This window comes from Photobacterium profundum, assembly GCF_003026285.1.
In the GTDB taxonomy this organism is placed as follows: domain Bacteria; phylum Pseudomonadota; class Gammaproteobacteria; order Enterobacterales; family Vibrionaceae; genus Photobacterium; species Photobacterium profundum.
The window spans coordinates 74,259-96,251 of record NZ_PYOD01000017.1; the positions used below are offsets into that span (position 1 = coordinate 74,259).

Sequence of the window (21,993 nt, forward strand, 5' to 3'; positions counted from 1 at the left end):
TTAACAGAACAAGTAAGTGACCTCTAGTGTGCTACTTGTTTATATCCCATGGATCTTACCCAATCAGGAGAGACGACCAATGAACATTCGTCCTTTACATGACCGAGTTATCGTTGAACGCCAAGAAGTTGAATCTAAGTCTGCTGGTGGCATTGTGCTAACTGGTTCTGCTGCCGAAAAATCAACACGTGGTGTTGTACTAGCTGTAGGCAAAGGCCGCATTCTAGAAAATGGCACAGTTCAAGAGTTGGACGTTAAAGTTGGTGATACTGTTATCTTTGCTGAAGGCTACGGCACTAAGTCAGAAAAGATTGATGGTAAAGAAGTCCTGATCATGTCTGAAAATGACATCATGGCAATCGTTGAATAATCCGTTCACTTTAAATAAATAATTAAGAAAGGAATAGAGACATGGCTGCTAAAGACGTTAAATTTGGCAATGACGCTCGAATTAAAATGCTAGAAGGTGTAAATGTTCTGGCTGACGCTGTAAAAGTAACATTAGGTCCTAAAGGCCGTAACGTTGTTCTAGATAAATCATTTGGCGCACCAACAATCACAAAAGATGGTGTTTCTGTTGCACGTGAAATCGAACTTGAAGACAAGTTCCAAAACATGGGCGCACAAATGGTAAAAGAAGTGGCTTCGCAAGCGAATGACGCGGCGGGCGACGGAACAACAACAGCAACAGTATTGGCACAGTCAATCATTACTGAAGGCCTAAAAGCCGTTGCTGCTGGCATGAACCCAATGGATCTTAAACGTGGTATCGACAAAGCGGTTGTTGCTGCTGTTGAAGCACTAAAAGAATTATCTGTACCATGTGAAGATACTAAAGCTATCGCACAGGTAGGTACTATTTCTGCAAATGCTGATGCAACAGTGGGTAACCTAATTGCAGAAGCTATGGAAAAAGTAGGCCGTGACGGTGTTATCACTGTTGAAGAAGGTCAAGCACTGCAAGATGAGCTTGATGTTGTTGAAGGTATGCAGTTCGACCGCGGTTACCTGTCTCCTTACTTCATCAACAACCAAGAAGCGGGTTCTGTTGATCTAGAAAGCCCATTCATTCTACTTGTAGACAAGAAAGTATCGAACATTCGTGAACTACTTCCTGCTCTAGAAGGCGTAGCAAAAGCATCTCGTCCACTGCTTATCATTGCAGAAGACGTTGAAGGTGAAGCATTAGCAACACTTGTTGTGAACAACATGCGTGGTATCGTGAAAGTTGCAGCTGTTAAAGCTCCTGGTTTCGGTGACCGTCGTAAGTCAATGCTACAAGACATTGCTGTACTAACTGCTGGTACTGTTATTTCTGAAGAAATCGGTCTAGAGCTAGAAAAAGTACAACTTGAAGATCTTGGTCAAGCTAAGCGTATTTCTATCACCAAAGAAAACACAACTATCATCGATGGTGCTGGTGAAGAAACAATGATTCAAGGCCGTGTTGCTCAAATTCGTCAACAAATCGAAGACGCAACATCGGATTACGACAAAGAAAAACTTCAAGAGCGTGTTGCGAAACTAGCAGGCGGCGTTGCTGTTATTAAAGTTGGCGCAGCAACTGAAGTTGAAATGAAAGAGAAGAAAGACCGTGTTGAAGATGCACTACACGCAACGCGTGCAGCTGTAGAAGAAGGCGTAGTTGCAGGTGGTGGTGTTGCACTAATCCGTGCTGCCTCAAAAGTTGCTGAGTCTGGTCTTGTTGGTGACAACGAAGAGCAGAACGTAGGTATTCGTGTAGCACTTCGAGCTATGGAATCTCCTATTCGCCAAATCACTAAGAATGCGGGTGATGAAGAATCAGTTGTTGCTAACAATGTTCGTGCTGGCGAAGATAACTACGGTTACAACGCTGCAACTGGCGAATACGGCGACATGATTGAAATGGGTATTCTTGACCCAACTAAAGTAACGCGTTCAGCACTTCAGTTCGCAGCTTCTGTTGCTGGTCTTATGATTACTACTGAAGCAATGATTACAGATATGCCAGCGAAAGATGCCTCTGCAATGCCTGATATGGGCGGCATGGGTGGTATGGGTGGCATGGGCGGTATGATGTAATCATCATTCTGTCGTTATTAATAACACGGTGTTAATCATTGTGCTGTAAATAACCACTGATAAAAAAGAACCCGTCTTTTGGCGGGTTTTTTGTGCCTGTGACATTGTATTTTTTGTTTATTCGCTGCTGCCATTAGTTATATTCAATGTAAGTTTCTTCCATAACGCCAGTATTGATTCGCCAATAGCCGTATAACCCCGCAACTATACCTATCAAGACAAGTATCAAGGTTTGATGTAAATATCTTACCAACAAGCTAGCACAAGCTTTTAATCGTTGTAGATAGAATGATTAAAACCATAAATCTACAGGCTAGCTTACTGATTAAATTCCTCAAAAAGCTGTACGGCAATTAATTGGCTTTAAAAACAAAGCCTTACAGGTTTATTTTAAATTGAAATACTTTGGGATTGACCATGGTTACCTTTTTGCTGTTTTTTGCCTTTAATTCTGTACGTTGTTTTGCTTTTAAAAAGAATATAGCTACTTTATTCCTGCTTAAGGATAAAAAGTGCGATTACCTCTTTATCTGTAAAAAAGCTGAAAAAGCAGTACGGTTTTTAATTTGTTTAAAATCAGCTGGTTATACGCTTTATTTTGTATTTTAACTCACCAGCCATTTATGATCACATTTTAGCTGTTTATATGTCACTTTGCTGTACCGATTTATCTTTAAGAGTATTGATGTTCTTTTAAATAAAAATAACTATGCGCAGTTCACTTTAAAATTAACCAAAAAAGCTGTACGTAATATTAACTCATTTAATTTCAATACCTTATGATGTTTTTTTGTATCTTACATTACAGTGTTTATTTGCAGTTACCTTTTTGCTGTTTAATGTTGTGAAAGGTGTACGAAGCGTGTGGCTAACACTATGCTTGGTCTGTAATTAGGCAAGAAATCGCGTAGGAAAAATCATTTTGAACTAGGCATAAATAGCAGATAAAACAAGGTATGAAGAATTAAGAGGAACGCTTTAGAAGGAGGGTTTCGGTGCATATAAATGAAAAGCAGCCAGTAACTGCTGCTTTTAATTAGATCGAATAGTAAGGCACTCGTCGATAACGTTGAGGCTAACTTTTACTGATGCTGTAAATGACGGCGATTTTTCTTGGTGGCATTTTTTTCGATATATTCGATGATCATACCGGCGATATCTTTTTCTGTTGCCGCTTCAATGCCTTCAAGACCAGGTGATGAGTTAACTTCCATAATTAGTGGGCCGCGTTCAGAGCGGAGTAAATCGACCCCTGCAACGCTTAATCCCATTGCTTTTGCAGCTGCGACTGCTGTTTTGCGTTCTTCTGGTGTAATACGGACTAAAGATGCGCTACCACCACGGTGTAAATTCGAACGGAATTCACCATCGGCTGCTTGGCGTTTCATGGCTGCAATGACTTTATCGCCAATCACGAAACAGCGAATATCAGCACCGCCTGCTTCTTTAATGTATTCCTGCACCATGATGTTGGCTTTCAGCCCCATAAAAGCTTCAATAACACTTTCTGCAGCCGTTTGGGTTTCAGCCAATACCACGCCAATACCTTGAGTACCTTCTAATAATTTAATGACCAGTGGCGCACCACCTACCATTTTAATTAAATCGGGCACATCGTCTGGTTTGCTGGCAAAACCAGTGATTGGCATACCTACACCTTTACGGCTTAATAATTGTAAAGAGCGTAGCTTGTCTCGAGATCGTGAAATAGCAATTGACTGATTTACCGAGAACACATCCATCATTTCAAATTGACGTAATACTGAACAGCCATAAAATGTTATGTCTGCACCAATACGTGGAATGATGGCGTCAAAACCAGTTAAATCATTACCTTCAAAATGAATAGAAGGCTGTACCGAGTTGATATTCATATAACAACGCAGGGCATTAATGATAACCGCTTCATGACCACGAGCTTCACATGCTTCACGTAAACGGCGGGTTGAGTATAGGGTTTCGTTCTGGGACAGAATGCCAATTTTCATTGCGTTTCTCGCGACTTATAAAGGGTGATATGGGATCAGTGTGGGAAGTTTGGCGAACTTCAATTTGCCGAATAATGGCAATACTGAATAAGCGGCGACTATGCTCTTAATCGTAAAAAAAATCGAGAGATGTGACGATGATATTTTTTTATCGAGTTAATCAAAAGTACTGATTAATAGATGATCATAAAGAGTGAAAGCTTTTGGGTTGTCATACTCCAAAAGCTGCACAAGCTGTACGCCTTATTAATAACAATGACTTATGTAGATTTATTTTGGGTTGTAATGTTGTCTTTATACGTGGTCAGCTTTTTGGTGTATTTGTCTTATTATTGTGTACAAGGGCGGGGGTGAAGCAGTAGCTCGGTCGCGATAATCTGAAATTTGATGCACCAGTACGCCGTGAAGTGAGTGCTGGTGCTTAATTGAGTGGTTATTCTAAGTGAAGGTCTAGTGGTGTTTTACTTGCTCGACCACCGATTTCACGTGTTAATTTTGGCACCATATACCCCGACACATTCTGCATCAAACCTGCCATTAATTGGCGTGCTTCAGTGTCATCAACCATAAAGTGGGTCGCACCTTGTACCTTATCTAAAACGTGTAAATAATAAGGCTGAATACCTGCGGTAAACAAGGCTTCGCTTAACGATGTAAGTGCATCAACTGAATCATTAATCCCGCGTAATAACACACCTTGGTTAAGTAGGGTGGCATTCACGCGTTTGAGTTTTGTCATGGCATCAGTTAGTTCATCATTAATCTCATTGGCGTGGTTAATATGGGTAACCAGAATCGTTTGTAAGCGACTATTGCCAATTAATGTACATAACTCATCAGTAATACGGTTAGGTATGACGACGGGCAGACGAGTGTGGATACGCAGGCGTTTAATATGAGAAATCGATTCTATTTCATCAACTAGCCATGCTAATTCGTGATCTTTTGCCATTAATGGATCACCGCCCGATAAAATGACTTCATTTAATTCTGGGTGTTCAGCAATGTAGGTCAGAGCTACTTTCCACTGCGCTTTGCCGCCTTTGTTGTCGTTGTAAGGGAAGTGGCGACGAAAACAGTAGCGACAATTTACCGCACAACCCCCTTTCACGATCATTAACGCGCGGTTTTTATATTTGTGGAGTAAGCCTGGAATAGCGTTGTCTTGTTCTTCTAAAGGATCGAGAGAGTACCCGTCATGTACTTCAAATTCTGGCTCTAAAGGCAGAATTTGTCGCAATAGTGGATCATAGGGGTTGCCAATTTCCATTCTATCAACAAAGCTCATTGGTACGCGTAACGCAAATAGCTTTCTTGCGGCTAAGCCCTTTTCCCATGGTGTTGGATCGATTTTTAGGGTTTTTAGTAGCAGAAAAGGATCTGAAATCGCATTAGCTAGATCATTAAGCCAGTTTTGCTCAACAGTTGAGGCGTTTCGGGTTATTATATGCGGCATTAAATACAACTCGAAGATGTGTAAGAGGATAGAAATGGCGTCTTTCAGCACCAATGAATTCCGCAGCGGAATGAAAATTATGCTAGATAATGAACCTTGTGTCATTATCGAAAACGAATTTGTTAAGCCTGGTAAAGGTCAAGCATTCAGCCGTGTAAAAATCCGTAAGTTACTTTCGGGTAAAGTTCTTGAAAAAACGTTCAAATCTGGCGAATCAGTTGAAGCTGCCGATGTAGTTGACGTTGAACTTGATTATCTATACAACGACGGTGAATTCTACCACTTCATGGACAACGTTTCATTTGAGCAGATTGGTGCCGATGTAAAAGCTGTTGGTGATAATGCTAAATGGTTGGTAGAAAACAACACGTGTACGCTAACACTTTGGAACGGTAACCCTATTGTTGTTACCCCACCAAACTTCGTAGAACTAGAAGTGACTGAAACCGATCCTGGCCTAAAAGGCGATACACAGGGTACTGGTGGTAAGCCTGCAACACTTATAACGGGCGCCGTTGTGCGCGTTCCACTGTTCATCCAGATTGGTGAAGTGGTCAAGGTTGACACTCGCTCTGGAGAGTACGTAGGCCGTGTGAAGTAATATTTGCTTTCACAGGTAATAAAGAAGTCGCTAAGGCGGCTTTTTTTATGTCTACAATTTGATGATTTTACTAGATTATCACTATTTCTCATTATTTTTTATGAACTCAGTTGTACAGCTGGAAGTGTAAGCTACCGTTTATAGTTATTTGTATTTAGAATGATAATTATTGATACATACATAATAATTATATTAATTGGTGGGTTATATGGATTTTAAGCCTCAGGCACAAGCTGCGTTAAAGAAAAAACTGTCTCTTCCTCTTGCTGGCGGCATTTTAGGTATTGCTGCATTCTTGGGGTTAGCGAATAATTCCGTTTTAATGACCGATGCAGGATATACCTATGTGCATCAGAATAATGTGACTGGCGAGCTGGATGTTTTTAGTGAACCTGGTATTCATTTTCGAATGCCTTTTTTATCTAAAATAACTAAATACGATCAGGTTATTACCGTTTCTTATGGTAATACAACGGGCGAAGATTTCTATCAACGCTTACCGTCTATTCAAGTCCGCTTTGCTGATACCTATATTGGCAGCATTCCCGTTACTTTCCGATTTAAACTGTCTCAAAACCCTGATGCAGTGGTAAAAATGCATCGAGAATTTCGTAATAACAGTAATTTAATCGATGCATTATTGGTTAAAAATGCACGAAATGTTACGGTGATTACAGCGACTCAATATACCGGAGAAGAATTTTTCCAAGGAGGATTAAATCAATTTAAAACAAAGCTTGGTGATCAGCTGCGTGATGGCATTTATATGACCGAGCGAAAGCAAGTTGAAATTGAGCAAATTGATTTAGCGCCAGTCGGTATTAACCAATCTAATTCGAATAAATTGCAACGCACGCAGCAATTGGTATGGAAAACCGTCCCCGTATTAGATACAGATGGTAACCCTAAGCGTCAGAACAACCCATTACAGCAGTACGGTATTGCGGTTACGCAAGTGACCATAGGCGACCCTTCACCGGAAGAGCAGTTAAACAAGCTATTGATGGATAAGAAGCGGTTAGTCGCTGATCGCATTCGTGCCATCCAAGAGCAAGAAACATCAAAAGCACAAGCAGAAACGGAACAGTTACGTAAAGAGATTCAACGCACTCGTGAAGTACAAGATGCGCAGCGAAATAAAGAGCTCGCGATTATTTCGCAGCAAAAAGAAGTAGAAATTGCTCGTCAAATTGCAGAGCGAGAAATTGTAGAGGTCGAAAAAACCAAGCGTTTAGCGGAAGTCGATAAAGAAAAAGAATTGGCGATAGCAGAAGCGAACTTGGCGATTCAAAAAGCCAATGCGTTATCAGCAGAATATGAAGCGAAAGCCATTTTGTCGAAAGGGCATGCTGAAGCTGAAATCTTAAAATCAAAATATGATGCTTATGGTGCAAACCGCGATGTCTATTTAGCTGAATTGAATCGTGATGTGTCCACTGCGTTGTACAATAACTTGAAGAACTATCAAGTACAGATGCCAACGAACTATTTTGGTGGCAGTAATGCAGGAAAATTAACCACTAATTTGGATGTAATTACGGGGTTGGGGGCATTAGGGATTTTAGAGAAGAACCAACAACTCGCCGATACCAATCAAAACAAATAGCGCGTACAAATAGCACGTATTTATTTGACCCAAAAAAAAGCACCGCCTAAGCGGTGCTTTCTACATTTCGTATATCAATGATAATTAAATCATGAATACAAAGATAATTGCTAAAGCAGATACTAGGAACGCAGTCGCGTAACAAGCGATCTTACCAACCACACCTGTGTGGAATTTTAGATCGTGCATACCATGATGTAGGCGGTGCATTGCATGCCACATTGGTAGTGCTAGTGTCGCGATAGTAAATAGTGCGCCAATGAAGCTTGTTACAAAGCCTGAAACTCGCTCATAGCTCATTGCATCCGCATCAAGTATGCCTAGTGGCACCATGATACCAAGAACAAGTACCGTTATTGGTGTTAGCATTGCGAACCAAGTACCACCAGCACCAAACAGACCCCACCATACTGGTTCGTCAGAACGTTTAGGATTTAGATTTACCACGTGGCTCTCCTTAAACTAACACTAGAACGAACAGTGAAATTGCAGCAACTGCAGCCCACTGAGCTAGTACAATAATCTTCTTATCAAGCTTTTTGCCTTTAATTTTAATCGGCATTACTTGAGGCATCATGCTGAAGAAGGTCTGTGCGTGGAACAAGCTGCCAAGAAGCGCAAGAATGTTTAATACCACCACAATTGGGTTAGACATAAAGCTTAACCAACCAGCCCAAGCTTCTGGTCCTTTCACTAGGCAACCTAGACCGAATGTCAGGCAGATAGTGAAAAAGATCAAAGGTAGAATTGTTGCTTCACGTACCATGTAGAAGCGGTAGAAAGGATCATCTTTCCACCAAGTGCGTGTCATTTCGCGAACGTAAGGTTTACGGTTGCTCATCCTTATGCCTCCTGAGGCTTAATCATGGCAATAACAAAATCTTTAGAAGATTCAACTTTACCTTGGTTAACCGCTGCTGCTGGATCGACGCTCTTCGGACAAACTTCAGAACAGTAACCAACAAATGTACAACCCCAAGCGCCGTTTTCGCCGTTAATCAGCTTCATACGCTCTTGAGCACCGTTATCTCGGCTATCTAGGTTGTAACGGTGTGCAAGTGTTAGTGCAGCAGGACCAATGAATTCTGGGTTCAAACCAAACTGAGGACATGCTGAGTAGCAAAGACCACAGTTGATACAACCTGCAAATTGCTTGTATTTAGCCATTTGCTCGGGTGTTTGGTTGTTCGGACCATCTTCAGGTGTGCGATTGTTACCAATGATGTATGGCTTGATAGCTTCAAGACGTTCGATGAACGGCGTCATATCAACAATCAAATCTTTTTCGATAGCAAAGTTAGCCAATGCTTCGATTTTCAGACCATTTGGGTAGTCACGTAAGAAAGTTTTACAAGCTAGCTTAGGTACCTTGTTAACCATCATGCCGCAAGAACCACAGATCGCCATACGGCAAGACCAACGGTAAGCTAGATCTTTATCTAGGTTATCTTTGATGTAACCCAGAGCATCAAGCACTGACATGGTTTCATTAAACGGTACTTCAAATAATTCAAAATACGGTTCTGCGTCTTTTTCTGGATCATAACGCAGGATTTCTACTTTCTGGATGCGGTTGCCTGACATTATGCCTGCTCCTTTGCTTGCTTCGCTTCAGCTGCTTCTTTTGCTGCTGCTTCTTCAGCTGCCGCACCGTATAGACGTGCTTTAGGCTGAGACTTAGTGATTGTCACGTCGCTGTATTCAATACGAGGTGCTTTATCACCGTTGTAGAATGCAAGTGAGTGCTTCAGGTAGTTTACGTCATCACGCTCTGTGCAGTTGTCATCTAGACGTTGGTGTGCACCACGTGATTCGCGACGAAGAATAGCTGAGTGAGCCATTGTTTCTGCCACTTCCAGACCGTAGCCAACTTCGATTGCATAAAGCAAATCGGTGTTGAATACTTTACCTTTATCTTTGATGCTGATTTTCTTATAACGCTCACGAAGCTCTGCTAGTTTATCAACAGTCGCTTGCATTAAATCTTCTTGGCGGTAGATACCACAACCCGCTTCCATGGAGTGACCCATTTCAGTTCGGATATCAGACCAATTTTCATCACCTTCTTGAGACATCAGCGCATCAATACGATCTTGAACTGCTTGAATCTGCTTAGTGATAGACGCTTCATTCCAACCCTTGAATTCTACTGCACGCTTCGCTGCACCTTCACCCGCAAGGCGACCGAATACAACAAGCTCAGCTAGAGAGTTAGAACCTAAACGGTTAGCACCGTGAAGGCCGACAGATGAACATTCACCAACAGCGAACAAACCAGAAATACGCGTTTCGTTATTCTTGTCTGTTTCAATACCACCCATGGTGTAGTGAACAGTTGGGCGAATTGGAATTGGCTCTTCCGCAGGATCCACGTTTACGTATGCTTTAGATAATTCACAGATGAACGGTAGGCGTTCATGTAAATACTCTTTACCAAGGTGGCGTAAATCAAGATGAACCACATCACCCAATGGGTGCTGGATGGTGTTACCTTTTTGCTGCTCGTGCCAGAATGCTTGAGAAACCTTGTCACGTGGACCAAGTTCCATGTATTTGTTCTTAGGCTGACCGATAGGTGTTTCAGGACCCATACCGTAATCTTGTAGGTAACGGTAGCCATTTTTGTTTAGCATGATACCGCCTTCACCACGACAACCTTCAGTCATCAAGATGCCAGTACCTGGTAAACCTGTTGGGTGATACTGAACGAATTCCATATCACGTAGTGGTACACCGTGGCGGAACGCCATTGCCATACCATCGCCAGTTACGATGCCACCGTTCGTATTACAGTTGTAAACACGACCCGCGCCACCCGTTGCTAGTACAACAGACTTAGCTTTAATACAGATCAATTCGCCTTCAGACATGTGAATAGCGACAAGACCTTGTACTTCACCTTCTTCAACTAATAGATCAACAACGAAATATTCGTCAAAGCGGTTGATTTGCTTGTATTTGATAGATGTTTGGAAAAGCGTGTGTAGCATGTGGAAGCCGGTTTTATCCGCAGCAAACCATGTACGCTCTACTTTCATTCCGCCAAAACGACGAACGTTTACGTCACCGTTTTCTTTACGGCTCCAAGGACAACCCCATTGTTCTAATTGGGTCATCTCGCGAGTCGCGTTTTCTACGAAATATTCAACAACGTCCTGTTCACATAGCCAGTCGCCACCACCAACGGTATCGTTGAAGTGATTGTCTAAGCTATCCTCATCCTTGATGACGGCAGCGGAGCCACCCTCTGCAGCTACAGTGTGAGAGCGCATTGGGTAAACTTTAGAAATAAGTGCAATTTCTAAGTCTGGGTTTGCTTCAGCAGCAGCGATGGCAGCACGTAGGCCAGCACCACCAGCACCGATTACAGCGATATCTGTGGTAATTGTCTTCACAGTTATCCTCCGGAGGTAAGACGATAAAAAATTTAACAGATGCGCAACAGTGCACCTATCCTTGAAATCCTAGGTATATTCTATGCAACAAAATAGATAAAAAAGTTGATTTAGACGCAGCTTTCTTATGGAAATAGCCCAAAAGTATAAGGTGATTACAATAATTGTGATTTTTATCACAAAATGTAATGTTTTGTGGATGTTAATTGACCGGTTTATTTTGTAATAATTGTTTCTGGCTCATTACTTATGTGTTTCTTCTTTTGACGCTAAGTCGCTAATAATAAAAATAAACTAAAACAAATGAGGTAGAGCAAAGAACCTAAATGTTGATTTTATGCTGGAATGGTTACTTTTATGTTGGTTAGTGGTTGGTAATCAGTATGTTCTTTTGAGGTTAACTCGTAACAATTAGTTGTATTCTATTCATAATGTGACGCAATTAATTAATTTGTTTTATTTCATATGGTTATGTTTTTAGGCGTGTTGCCTGTTCTTTGCTTTGATATTATGCCTACAGATGATTTCCCTAATAAAAAAGAAGAGTGTTATGTCTCAATCTTGGCAACCAACGGCTTCTATAAAACAGCTTAAACAACGCGCTGCTGTGCTTTCTTCCATTCGTAATTTCTTTGCTGGCAAAGGCGTTATCGAAGTCGATACGCCGGCGATGAGCCAGGCGACGGTGACTGATGTGCATCTGCATACTTTCCAAACAGAATTCGTCGGCCCGGGTTTTGCTGGGGGACAGACGCTGTATATGATGACCAGCCCTGAGTTTCACATGAAGCGTCTTTTATCGGCAGGAAGCGGCCCTATTTATCAGATTTGTAAGTCATTTCGCAATGAAGAATCGGGGCGATACCATAACCCTGAATTCACGATGCTGGAATGGTATCGACCTGACTTTGATCACCATGATTTGATGAATGAAATGGATGAGCTGCTACAACTGGTATTGCAGTGCGATAAAGCTGAGCGCATGAGCTACCAACAAGCCTTCATTCAAGTGCTTGGTGTATGCCCTTTAGAAGGGACAATGGACCAGCTGAAAGGCGTAGCACGTACACTAGGTTTGGCTGATATTGCCGATCCTGAACAGGATCGCGATACTTTACTGCAGTTATTATTCAGCATCGGTGTTGAAGGCGAAATAGGGCTGCAAGCCCCTGCTTTTGTTTATGATTTCCCGGCTTCTCAAGCAGCGTTGGCACAAATAAATTCAACAGATAACCGCGTTGCAGAACGTTTTGAAGTGTATTTTAAAGGGATCGAGCTGGCGAATGGTTTTCATGAGCTAGCCAATGGTGATGAGCAACTCGTCCGCTTTGAACAAGATAATATAAAGCGAATTCACATGGGGTTAAAGCCACAACCTATTGATTTACATCTTATTGAAGCGTTACGTGCAGGCTTTCCTGACTGTGCGGGTGTTGCGCTGGGTATTGATCGCTTGATCATGCTTGCATTAAAGCTGGATCATATTGATCAAGTTACTGCATTTCCGATCGGTATTGCCTGATTTATTAGATATTGATCTTTGATGGTGTTGAGAGGCGATATTGAGTCGCGATACCAACGACGAAAGCGCAGCTATTTAGCTGCGCTTTTTGTTTAACGTTATTGTTATCAGGGATTAGATAAACAAAAATGTGGCGACATGTCGCACTAAAGTCAGAATAATGCGGGCTGTATTTCTCTGCGCTAGGCTGAAAAATTGGGGGAACCAGCTAGTCTTTACCCACTCTTTTGCTATTGCACAGCGACGAATGATTAGGATTTCAAGGTGCTTTATCGCAATAGGAAGTACTATAATCAATCTGGCATCTAAATGCAAATGGTTATCAATTGCGTATTGTGGCTAACAATCAATGACTGACAATTAAACTGGTTCCAATCACCGCGAGCGCTGCACCAATCCATGCAGATAGTGACGGTGGGCGACGTGTATATACCCATAATAGTGGCAATATCATTATGGGAGATGTTGACGATAACAGTGCAACCATACCGACATCCCCGTAACGTAAAGCATATAAAATCAATGTCATTCCGACAGCCATTGCCAGAAAACCATTGATAGCAACCATGCCTAAAATGGGTAGGGTGATCGGATTCGTTGGCTTGGCTATGTTCGCCCCGGATATACGCAGGGTAAAATGCGCAGCGAATGCACTTGCCATTCTTACGGCAGAGGCTGCAATAGGGTCGATACTTGTTTGCATAACAGGTTTAGCGATAATGGCACCTAAAGACTGACACAGTGCGGCAGTTAGCCCCAGTGCGATAGCTACCCATAATTTGCCTTGGATGTCTTCCCAGCTATGATCGCTTTGTCGTTGACCAAAGAAAATTGCGGTGACGATACCAGAGAAAACCAGAATTCCGCCGATTAACTTCCAGCCAAGTAAACTTTCATTGAATAACCAAATACCCAGTAGGGCTGAAAATACGGCATGACATGAGAATAGCAATCCACCTCGGCGCGGACCAATACGGGTAAAACATGAAAATAGGGCTGTATCACCGATAAAAATACCGATAACACCTGACAACATCATGATAGTGACGTAATCAAATGTCATGGTTGCCCAGCCACCATTAATAAATGCCATGCTTGATAACATGAGGGTGACACACGCCATGCGCCAGCGGCTGTAGGCGAATGCCCCTAAATGGCGAGCAGGTACCATTGATATTAAACTACTTATTGCCCAGAGCATCGCAGCACCCAGTGCCAACCATTCGTATCCCATAACCATCCTTGTTAGGTGTGCAGTGAAAGAAAACGCTGTGAATATTCAATGTGAATACGCATCAGCGTTTTATTTTTGCATCATACAACAGCGTTCTTAGCTTTGTTGAATACTTGATGACGACATTTTTTAATAGTGCAGATGAATAAAGTTCATTATGTATATATCGATTTTATCCTGCTTTTTATTCTAAGATCAGGCGCGCATTCAAGGGTTGTAACGGACGTGAATTATTGCCCATAACCTCCTGTAATTTTTCAGTTTGTGCTTTTGAGCTAGTTTGTGGTTCTTGCATAACAAACCAACGTACGCCTTCACTACAAGGTGGTGTCGTTAGTGATCCATTAAAGCGGTAATATTCGCGATCTCTTGGCAGTAAATCGGCAGGGTTGAGTGATTCTTTTAGCTCGACTTTTTGCCCATCATCGGGAATCGATCCCAGTAATGTAGTGAGTTCGTTGTTACTACGAGGTCCAACATCAAACATCACGGCAACAACCGCTAACTCGCCCTTGTCTGTGGCATGTACAAAGTGCGCTTCCAGTGGATATTGCTTACCCTTTAAATAATTTTCAGAAGGGGTATGGAAATGAAACTGTTTTAATTCGAAGGTTTTCCCATCAACCGTTAACGTATTTTTACCGGTCAAATTAGCTTGAATGGTGTGACCATTATTCACGAGTTCAGTTACTTGACCTTCGTAATCAAGGTGCAATGGTGTCAGCTCTGCTTGGGTTGTTTGGTTAATATCAATTGGCGTTTGATTGACCCCTTCACCACAGGTTGCGAATGACTCTCCCCAGTGTTCAGCGCCATGTTCGCCAGTATAACTCCATTCAGCAGCGTAGCTTGTCGTTGCCCATGTGGTCATCATTGCGAATGCTAGTATGTGCAGTGTTCTTTTTTTCACTGAGAGTTCCTCTTTTTATGTAATGGGATACCTTACCAACAGATATGATGTTATTTAGCCAATGTATTTAATTTAAGCAGAGATTAAGAGCTGGCAACAATATCGAACAGTAAAGTGTGTACTCACTTCCGCAAATTGAAATTTTATGTCGCAGAAACGAAATCAATGTTCACAGTAATAAAGTAATAGCACTGAAATTAAAGGTGGGTGAGATATAAAAGCGCCCAAACTATGGATGAATAATTTGGGCGCTTTGAAAGTGCAATAAGAGTGATGATTTACGTTGTTATTACACGTTAAAGCGAGACATGTCTTGTCGCATTGCCCCTGCAGAATCACTGATTTTTTGTGCGCTTTGGCTTACTTCAATGGTTTGATTCGCTAAATGGTCAGAGACATCTTTAATCGCCTGGGTATTACGGCTGATATCTTCACTAACAGCGCGTTGTTCTTCTGCGGCGCTGGCAATATGAGTCGCCATGTCGGAAATCTCAGTAATCGCGTCGGTAATTTTACATAGACTCTGGTTGGCTTCTTCTGCATACCCCACACTTTTATCGGCCAGCTCGGTACTGGTTTGCATGCTATTTACAGCTTGGTGAGTATTCTTTTGTAAGGTATCAATCATGCTACGAATTTCTTCGGTCGAATCATGGGTACGTTTGCTCAATACTCGCACTTCATCTGCAACGACAGCAAAGCCTCGCCCTTGTTCTCCAGCTCGCGCTGCTTCAATTGCAGCATTGAGTGCCAGTAAGTTTGTTTGTTCGGCGATACCTTGAATGGTCGACAGAATTTGATTGATGCCTTGTGCATTGCTTTCGAGTTCATGAATAACCGTTGCGGCTTTTTGTACTTGATTGGCTAGCATTGTAATCGCATCACGGTTTTGCCCGATAACGTGCTGACCTTCATCACATGCATTGGTTGATGCCTGTGCGGCGGCGGCCGTCATTTCGGCATGGCTAGCTACTTCACCAGATGTTGCCGACATTTCATGAATTGCGGTGGCGATTTGATTCACATCGTTTTGCTGTTCGGCGACTTTCTGAGAGGCCTGCATGGTTTGCTTTGATGAGGTATCGGCGTACTCACTTAAGGTGTGTGAGTGTGCGACTGCATCTTTAATCATCGCTTGTAGCTGCGATAGAAATCGATTCATGCTATCAGCAAGTTCACCGATTTCATCCATGCGCTCAATCTCAATGCGTTGTGTTAAATCACCACTGCCTTGGGCTAATTGACTTACTGATTTATTTAAGTTATTCAGTGGGCGCAGTAAATTATTAATGGTCAGCGTCGCAATAATTGAAATAATGATGTACAACCCTATCGATGCCAGAACCAGAAACTTCATTTGTTCGGTAATCGAGGCGAATGCTAAGGACTTATCTTCGATGATACCCAGTGTCCAATTTGTGCCTGCAATTGGAGTGACAAAAATCATCTTCTCGCTGTTTTCAGCGTCTAGAGTGAAGGTATGAATGGTTTGGTTATTTTGCAACTGACGAATAAGATTAGGTGTTAGCTCACTATCAAGCTGGGTAAGTGGCTGCTGACTTAATGCCTCATCGCGATACGCGACAATACGGTTATTTCCATCAATTAAGAAAGCGAAACCGTCGTGATTCAACTCTAGGCTGAGAACTTGATCGATAATATGATTAACCGTTAAATCAGCGGCTAATACTCCCGAATTTTGACCGCGAAATGCTTTAGCAAAACTCACGACAATACTGCCATCGAAATCTTTATATGGGTCAGTAAGTACTAACTTATTCTTGGTGGTCGCATCTTTATACCAAGGACGAGTACGTGGGTCATAATCTGCTGGCCAATCTTCTGATTTATCACCGTAAGCAATACTACCATCTGAAAACCCTGCATAAACAGACAGGAAATGTCCTGCGCGTTTGGTTAGTAGTAGCTCGCGATCGATATTATTTTTGCTCGTAATTAATGACTCATTGGCTAGCATCATGTCACTACGTGTATCTAGCCAATTACTGATGTAACGGCTGGTGGCTTCACCAATATCTGTCATTTGGCGACTGATTTCGATGGTCGTTTCTTGCTTTAATTGGCTTATTGAAATCCAAGCTTGCACAGTACTGACGGCAGCAATGATCGTTGCAATTGCTATTTGGATTTTAAACTTGATCGTATATCTCATAAAAAAATCTCTGTATTGTGTCGACAAGTAACAGCAGACGTATAAATTTGAAATCGCCTAATATTCTTGTCGTTATATTTATTGCAATATGAACCTCTGTGATTATCGGCAGAAGCAGAATATAACTTAATGATAAAAAGCAAAAATCAGTCAATATCATGAAGTGACGGATAGGAAGTGTGATATGCAGTCATATTTACTTGGGTGAGTAAAACGCAAAAAATCATAAATGGGGAGAGATGAATATTACCCTCCCCATTATTTTAACGCTTAGGTAATAATGAGTGCAGCAGCGTATACGATAGCCAGACCCACTAGGCCAATGATAATCCCGGTTTTTGCCATGTCTTTACTTTCAATTAAGCCAGTTGAATAAGCCAGCGAATTGGGTGGGGTAGAGACAGGTAAAATCATACCGAGTGATGCCGAGAATGCGACGACCACAAGCACACCTTGTAATCCACCGATTGATGCCAAGCTTTCCATTGAAGCGGCAACTGCAGCTGCAATGGGCATTAATAAGTTGGCAGTAGCAGTGTTAGACATGAAGTTAGCCATTAACCAACAAATCATGGAGAGGGTTAATACAACTGCGATTGGCGAGAGTGAATCATAGTCGATGGAGTGAGCTAAAGCCGATGCTAAGCCCGTTTTATCTAACCCCAGGCCTATCGCGATTCCCCCTGCAACGAGCCACAGTACATCCCAGTTAATGAGCTTGATCTCTTCTTTGCCCATGATGCCCGTTAAGGTAAATACAGCGAGAGGAATAATCGAAACCACATAGGTATTCATGCCATGTAGTGCAGTGGTCATCCATAAGATGATGGTCATTGCAAAAGTGATATATACCACAATGGCCTGCCAGCTTTTTTGGAATGTACCTTCTAACTTTAATACCATGCGCTTCTGAGTTGACGGAAACAGCTTTTGCAATAACCACCAGGCAAATGCGAGCTGTGCGATGACAAAAGGCAAACCAAATATCATCCAGCCCAGAAAACTAATACTGTTGTCACCCGTTAAATATTGCAGTGCGATGGCGTTAGGTGGTGTACCTATTGGGGTTGCCATGCCACCAGTATTGGCAGCAATAGGGATACACAAAACTAAGGCTTTAATCCCGATATCTCCTTTAGGTACCGAGGCGACAATGGGTGCTAATAGTGCCAGCATCATAACGGTTGTTGCGGTATTAGACATAAACATGGAGAACACGGCCGTAATCAGCATTAAACCCAGCATGATGTATCGAGGTTCTGTACCGAAAGGTTTGAGCAAAACACGGGCGAGATTGTTATCAAGTTCATATTTAGAAGCGGCAATGGCTAAAGAAAATCCACCCATAAAAAGAATAATAATAGGTGAAGAGAAAGCACCGAAAATATCGGTATATAGCATCACCTCGCCCATTTCATGCCCAGTTGGTGGCGTTCGGAATAAGTGCAGCCCCTTATCTGAAATCATGATCAGCTCTAAGGCAATGATCAATATAGACGTGGCAAACACGGGAACGGGCTCAAGCACCCAAAGCAAGGCTGCCAGTGCAAAAATAGCGAGAAGGCGATGTTGAATAAGGGTAAGGCCTTCGATGGGAATGGCATCGATAGGGATCATCAAAATACCGAGGGGAACCCCGAAAGCAACGAGCAGCTTTACGAACAGCGATACTGATAATCTTTCCATATGATGAGTTTGCCTTTATTAAAATAATTACAAATCAGCATACTATTGGAATGCGTGAATAATCCTCGATATGGTCAATTTTTCGCATTAAAAAAGGGGCGCTAGGCGCCCCTTTTTTCTAAAACTGTTAACTTGTTACTCTTTCTCAGAGCTGTCCAACTCGGCATAAGGTTCACCCATGCGTGTTGGTTGTTCTGGTTTCATGGTTTCAACAAAACGTACCATATCTTTCGGGAATAAATTAATTACCGTAGAACCTAGTTTGAAGCGACCCATTTCTTGGCCTTTCTTCAATACAATGGCTTGTGCACCTGTTGCTGGGTAATCCCAACGACGAACCTCAGGGCCTGTTGGTGGGGTAACTGTGCCTGCCCAAACGGTTTCTATGCTGCCGACAATTGTTGCACCTACAAGTACTTGAGCGATAGGGCCATGTGCCGTATCAAAAATACAGACGACACGTTCATTACGTGCAAATAGATTCGGTACATTTTGTGCTGTAAGTGGATTTACTGAGAACAAATCACCGGGCACGTAAATCATTTGGCGCAATGTGCCATCACACGGCATGTGTACACGGTGGTAATCACGCGGTGATAAGTAAAGGGTAGCAAAATCACCGCCAATAAACTCTTCAGCCAGTGCTTTATCACCACCTAATAATTCACAAGCATCAAAATAATGCCCTTTAGCTTGGAATAAGCGACCTTCTTTAATCGGGCCTAATTGGCTAACACAAGCATCAGCAGGGTGACTTATGATGCTGTCATCGCTATTAATTGGACGAGCACCTTCTTTTAGCTCTCGAACAAAAAAATTGTTAAATGTTGAATAAGCTGCTGGATCTGGGTTACGCGCTTCAGACATATCAACTTTGTACTGACCAATAAACCAACGAATGATCGCGGTAGTTAGCTTTCCTGCTTCTAATGAAGCCAGTTTGCCTACTAAACGGGTTAAAGCATGTTTTGGGGTGCAATATTGCAGGCCAATTTTAATGTTATCAAGCACAGTGTGGTATCCAGAAAGTATCAATTAATCAACAGTCTAGTTATTCTTTTTAACATATAGGAATAACTCGAACCGAGAATATTACCTAAAAGTCGCTAAAAAGTCAGTTAATTAGGTCTAAGTATGAGGCTTTGTTCTAAGACGGCGTTATTGCATAACGAATGAAGAGCTAACAGCCTCTACGATACAGTAGAGACTGTTAGATTTTATTTAGCTTGGTTTGTTACGAGAAAACTGACGATTTGCCACGTTTTCAGACATGCTTTCGATTATTTTATGGTAGCTCTTAAAGCGTTCGCGGCTGATTTTTCCTGCGTCAACGGCTTCACGAATTAAACAGCCCGGATCGTTATTGTGTTTACAATCACGGAACTTACAGCCACCTAAATACTCTCGAAACTCAATAAAGGCTTTAGTGACTTGTTCTGTCTCTAAATGCCATAAACCAAATTCACGAACGCCTGGTGAGTCAATAAGATCACCCCCACCTTCAAAATGGTAAAGGCGAGCAGCAGTTGTGGTGTGTTGCCCTAAACCTGAGTTTGTAGAAACATCTCCGATTTCAGCTTCCACCTCTGGCATTAAGGTATTAATCATACTTGATTTACCTACACCAGATTGACCCGCAAAGATATTCACTCGGTCTTTAAGGTCATTTTTTAATTCCTCCATACCTTCACCCGTTTCAGAGCTTACATAACGCAGCTCGTAACCGACTTTTTGGTAAAGAGAAAGTGTTTTTTCCACTTGCTTGCGAACATCTGGTTCTAATAAATCGATTTTATTTAATACGATTAGAGGTTCGATGCCGACAGTCTCGGCTGCAATCAAGTAGCGGTCGATAATATTGAGTGATAGCTCAGGTAAAATCGCCGAAACAATGATGATTCGGTTTACGTTTGCTGCAACAGCTTTAACGCCATCGTAGTAATCAGGACGAGTTAGTACTGATTTACGTTTGTGAACAGCTTCTACGACACCTGAAATACCATGTAATGTTTCAACACCTGGACGCCATACCACGCGATCACCAGAGACTAAACTCTGAATGCTTCGACGTAGGTTACAACGATGAATCACCCCTGTTTGAGGATCTTCGACATCAGCATGTTGACCAAAACGGGTAATGACCAGACCCTCACGGGCTGATTCAAGCAGCGCTTCATCCCACTGGACTTCGGCTTTTTCGCGATTTAGTCGTTTATTTTGGTTAGAGCGTACGCGACGGCTCTGCCCTTGAGTCAGCTTTTTCTTTTTTGCCACAAGAATATCGCCAGTTTGGTTGGCTTTCAGTATAAGCCAAGTATGATACATGGTTTAGTCACAAAATAGGCAATATCGAATGACAATCAGCGATCAGAATCTTATTTGGGTTGATTTAGAGATGACTGGCTTAGATCCAGAAATCCATCAAATCATTGAAATCGCAACTATCGTGACCGATGCTCAATTGAATATTTTAGCCGAAGGTCCAGTTTTAGCTATTCATCAGTCAGAAGCTGAATTAGCGAAAATGGATGATTGGTGCACAAATACACATACTAACAGTGGTTTGGTTGAGCGCATTCGTCAAAGTGCATTTACGGAAGAAGATGCGATCCGACAGACTATTGCGTTTTTAGAACAATGGGTACCGAAAGGTGCATCTCCTATTTGTGGCAACAGTATTGGTCAAGATCGTCGTTTCTTATACAAGCATATGCCTGAGCTAGAACAGTACTTTCATTACCGCTATTTAGATGTAAGTACGATTAAAGAGTTAACACGACGCTGGCAACCAGAGTTACTTGAAGGCTTTTCTAAGAAGGGCAGCCACCTTGCGCTTGATGATATTCATGATTCAATCGCTGAACTACGCTACTATCGTGAGCATATCTTTACTATTTGATGGTAAAATAAGCACTTAAGGAAAAAAGTGCGGATTTTTATTTAGATCTATTGCATCCGTCATTTTTCCTCGTATAATGCGCAGCCTCGAAAGGGAATAACGTGTTTGTTCCTTTTTGTGAAAATCGGACGCGGGATGGAGCAGTTTGGTAGCTCGTCGGGCTCATAACCCGAAGGTCGTTGGTTCAAATCCAGCTCCCGCAACCAATACTTGTTGAGAGACAAGGACCAGAGATGCGACACTAGCTCAGCTGGTAGAGCGCAACCTTGCCAAGGTTGAGGTCACGAGTTCGAGCCTCGTGTGTCGCTCCAAATTAGTTTTATTGCCTAGGCGATGAAACAATAGTTGTTACCGTACTTTAACGGTGAAATATAAATCGGACGCGGGATGGAGCAGTTTGGTAGCTCGTCGGGCTCATAACCCGAAGGTCGTTGGTTCAAATCCAGCTCCCGCAACCAA

Annotated in this window: 18 protein-coding genes and 3 tRNA genes; 9 read left to right on the top strand and 12 right to left on the bottom strand. The window is 42.2% G+C overall.

Features of this window, described 5'->3' with window-relative positions; genetic code table 11:
- Positions 1-79 precede the first annotated feature (79 nt).
- Together C9J48_RS23460 and groL are read left to right on the top strand one after the other, a co-directional pair.
- Positions 80-370 carry a co-chaperone GroES gene (locus tag C9J48_RS23460; protein ID WP_006233714.1) on the top strand — a complete coding sequence of 97 codons (291 nt, stop codon included), beginning with the start codon at positions 80-82 and terminating at the stop codon, positions 368-370.
- A 41-nt stretch (positions 371-411) separates the two neighbouring features.
- A complete protein-coding gene (groL, locus tag C9J48_RS23465) occupies positions 412-2,064 on the top strand; it encodes a chaperonin GroEL (RefSeq protein WP_107281267.1) in 1,653 nt (550 codons plus the stop codon).
- A 1,082-nt stretch (positions 2,065-3,146) separates the two neighbouring features.
- Here groL and rimK read toward each other — a convergent pair.
- Both rimK and epmB read right to left on the bottom strand, forming a co-directional pair.
- Positions 3,147-4,052 (bottom strand): 30S ribosomal protein S6--L-glutamate ligase, encoded by a 906-nt coding sequence (rimK, locus tag C9J48_RS23475; RefSeq protein WP_006233711.1) that lies wholly within the window; start codon positions 4,050-4,052, stop codon positions 3,147-3,149.
- 433 nt (positions 4,053-4,485) lie between these two features.
- Positions 4,486-5,508 (bottom strand): EF-P beta-lysylation protein EpmB, encoded by a 1,023-nt coding sequence (gene epmB / locus C9J48_RS23480; protein ID WP_006233710.1) that lies wholly within the window; start codon positions 5,506-5,508, stop codon positions 4,486-4,488.
- A gap of 34 nt (positions 5,509-5,542) precedes the next feature.
- Here epmB and efp point away from each other — a divergent pair, with 34 nt between their 5' ends.
- Positions 5,543-6,109 carry an elongation factor P gene (gene efp / locus C9J48_RS23485; protein ID WP_006233709.1) on the top strand — a complete coding sequence of 189 codons (567 nt, stop codon included), beginning with the start codon at positions 5,543-5,545 and terminating at the stop codon, positions 6,107-6,109.
- Positions 6,110-6,317: 208 nt separating this feature from the next.
- Positions 6,318-7,715: an SPFH domain-containing protein gene (locus tag C9J48_RS23490; RefSeq protein WP_006233708.1), complete on the top strand. Its 1,398-nt coding sequence runs from the start codon at positions 6,318-6,320 to the stop codon at positions 7,713-7,715.
- Positions 7,716-7,799: 84 nt separating this feature from the next.
- Here the strand turns inward: C9J48_RS23490 and frdD are convergent, their stop codons facing one another.
- Genes frdD through frdA form a run of 4 tightly spaced genes read right to left on the bottom strand, consistent with a single transcriptional unit; the run spans position 7,800 to position 11,110 of the window.
- On the bottom strand, positions 7,800-8,162 hold the full coding sequence (gene frdD, locus C9J48_RS23495) for a fumarate reductase subunit FrdD (RefSeq protein WP_006233707.1): 363 nt from the start codon (positions 8,160-8,162) through the stop codon (positions 7,800-7,802).
- Between the two features lie 10 nt (positions 8,163-8,172).
- Positions 8,173-8,556, bottom strand: coding sequence for a fumarate reductase subunit FrdC (gene frdC / locus C9J48_RS23500; RefSeq protein ID WP_006233706.1), 384 nt, complete (start codon positions 8,554-8,556; stop codon positions 8,173-8,175).
- Positions 8,557-8,558: 2 nt separating this feature from the next.
- Positions 8,559-9,299 (bottom strand): succinate dehydrogenase/fumarate reductase iron-sulfur subunit, encoded by a 741-nt coding sequence (locus C9J48_RS23505; protein WP_006233705.1) that lies wholly within the window; start codon positions 9,297-9,299, stop codon positions 8,559-8,561.
- The gene (gene frdA, locus C9J48_RS23510) at positions 9,299-11,110 is read right to left on the bottom strand and encodes a fumarate reductase (quinol) flavoprotein subunit (protein ID WP_006233704.1); all 1,812 of its coding nucleotides are present in this window, start codon (positions 11,108-11,110) and stop codon (positions 9,299-9,301) included. The genes C9J48_RS23505 and frdA overlap by 1 nt, the downstream gene beginning before the upstream one ends.
- A gap of 550 nt (positions 11,111-11,660) precedes the next feature.
- On the opposite strand from frdA, the gene epmA reads away from it, so the two are divergent.
- Positions 11,661-12,632, top strand: a complete 972-nt coding sequence (gene epmA / locus C9J48_RS23515; RefSeq protein WP_006233703.1) for an elongation factor P--(R)-beta-lysine ligase — start codon at positions 11,661-11,663, stop codon at positions 12,630-12,632.
- 346 nt (positions 12,633-12,978) lie between these two features.
- Here epmA and C9J48_RS23520 read toward each other — a convergent pair whose 3' ends face one another.
- From C9J48_RS23520 to rsgA, 6 genes are all read right to left on the bottom strand, one after another.
- Positions 12,979-13,866: a DMT family transporter gene (locus C9J48_RS23520; RefSeq protein ID WP_006233702.1), complete on the bottom strand. Its 888-nt coding sequence runs from the start codon at positions 13,864-13,866 to the stop codon at positions 12,979-12,981.
- 184 nt (positions 13,867-14,050) lie between these two features.
- Positions 14,051-14,776: a carbonic anhydrase gene (locus tag C9J48_RS23525; RefSeq protein ID WP_006233701.1), complete on the bottom strand. Its 726-nt coding sequence runs from the start codon at positions 14,774-14,776 to the stop codon at positions 14,051-14,053.
- A gap of 289 nt (positions 14,777-15,065) precedes the next feature.
- Positions 15,066-16,949, bottom strand: a complete 1,884-nt coding sequence (locus C9J48_RS23530; protein ID WP_006233700.1) for a methyl-accepting chemotaxis protein — start codon at positions 16,947-16,949, stop codon at positions 15,066-15,068.
- A gap of 270 nt (positions 16,950-17,219) precedes the next feature.
- Positions 17,220-18,635, bottom strand: a complete 1,416-nt coding sequence (locus C9J48_RS23535; protein ID WP_006233699.1) for an SLC13 family permease — start codon at positions 18,633-18,635, stop codon at positions 17,220-17,222.
- Between the two features lie 135 nt (positions 18,636-18,770).
- Positions 18,771-19,646: an archaetidylserine decarboxylase gene (gene asd / locus C9J48_RS23540; protein ID WP_006233698.1), complete on the bottom strand. Its 876-nt coding sequence runs from the start codon at positions 19,644-19,646 to the stop codon at positions 18,771-18,773.
- A gap of 210 nt (positions 19,647-19,856) precedes the next feature.
- Positions 19,857-20,909: a small ribosomal subunit biogenesis GTPase RsgA gene (gene rsgA / locus C9J48_RS23545; RefSeq protein WP_006233697.1), complete on the bottom strand. Its 1,053-nt coding sequence runs from the start codon at positions 20,907-20,909 to the stop codon at positions 19,857-19,859.
- 79 nt (positions 20,910-20,988) lie between these two features.
- Here rsgA and orn point away from each other — a divergent pair, with 79 nt between their 5' ends.
- The 4 genes from orn (at position 20,989) to C9J48_RS23565 (ending at position 21,992) form a co-directional block, all read left to right on the top strand.
- Positions 20,989-21,534: an oligoribonuclease gene (gene orn, locus C9J48_RS23550; protein ID WP_006233696.1), complete on the top strand. Its 546-nt coding sequence runs from the start codon at positions 20,989-20,991 to the stop codon at positions 21,532-21,534.
- Between the two features lie 129 nt (positions 21,535-21,663).
- Positions 21,664-21,740, top strand: a tRNA-Met gene (locus C9J48_RS23555).
- 29 nt (positions 21,741-21,769) lie between these two features.
- Positions 21,770-21,845: transfer RNA gene (locus C9J48_RS23560), tRNA-Gly, on the top strand.
- A gap of 70 nt (positions 21,846-21,915) precedes the next feature.
- Positions 21,916-21,992, top strand: a tRNA-Met gene (locus tag C9J48_RS23565).
- The last annotated feature ends 1 nt before the right edge of the window (position 21,993 follow it).

What these genes read in the sequence shown, in the direction of transcription:
- C9J48_RS23490 (WP_006233708.1), top strand. Translation starts at nt 6,318, where the DNA reads ATGGATTTTAAGCCTCAGGCACAAGCTGCGTTAAAGAAAAAACTGTCT.
- orn (WP_006233696.1), top strand. Translation starts at nt 20,989, where the DNA reads ATGACAATCAGCGATCAGAATCTTATTTGGGTTGATTTAGAGATGACT.
- epmA (WP_006233703.1), top strand. Translation starts at nt 11,661, where the DNA reads ATGTCTCAATCTTGGCAACCAACGGCTTCTATAAAACAGCTTAAACAA.
- C9J48_RS23535 (WP_006233699.1), bottom strand. Translation starts at nt 18,635, where the DNA reads ATGGAAAGATTATCAGTATCGCTGTTCGTAAAGCTGCTCGTTGCTTTC.
- frdC (WP_006233706.1), bottom strand. Translation starts at nt 8,556, where the DNA reads ATGAGCAACCGTAAACCTTACGTTCGCGAAATGACACGCACTTGGTGG.
- C9J48_RS23530 (WP_006233700.1), bottom strand. Translation starts at nt 16,949, where the DNA reads ATGAGATATACGATCAAGTTTAAAATCCAAATAGCAATTGCAACGATC.
- C9J48_RS23505 (WP_006233705.1), bottom strand. Translation starts at nt 9,299, where the DNA reads ATGTCAGGCAACCGCATCCAGAAAGTAGAAATCCTGCGTTATGATCCA.
- epmB (WP_006233710.1), bottom strand. Translation starts at nt 5,508, where the DNA reads ATGCCGCATATAATAACCCGAAACGCCTCAACTGTTGAGCAAAACTGG.
- rimK (WP_006233711.1), bottom strand. Translation starts at nt 4,052, where the DNA reads ATGAAAATTGGCATTCTGTCCCAGAACGAAACCCTATACTCAACCCGC.
- C9J48_RS23520 (WP_006233702.1), bottom strand. Translation starts at nt 13,866, where the DNA reads ATGGGATACGAATGGTTGGCACTGGGTGCTGCGATGCTCTGGGCAATA.
- efp (WP_006233709.1), top strand. Translation starts at nt 5,543, where the DNA reads ATGGCGTCTTTCAGCACCAATGAATTCCGCAGCGGAATGAAAATTATG.
- C9J48_RS23460 (WP_006233714.1), top strand. Translation starts at nt 80, where the DNA reads ATGAACATTCGTCCTTTACATGACCGAGTTATCGTTGAACGCCAAGAA.
- groL (WP_107281267.1), top strand. Translation starts at nt 412, where the DNA reads ATGGCTGCTAAAGACGTTAAATTTGGCAATGACGCTCGAATTAAAATG.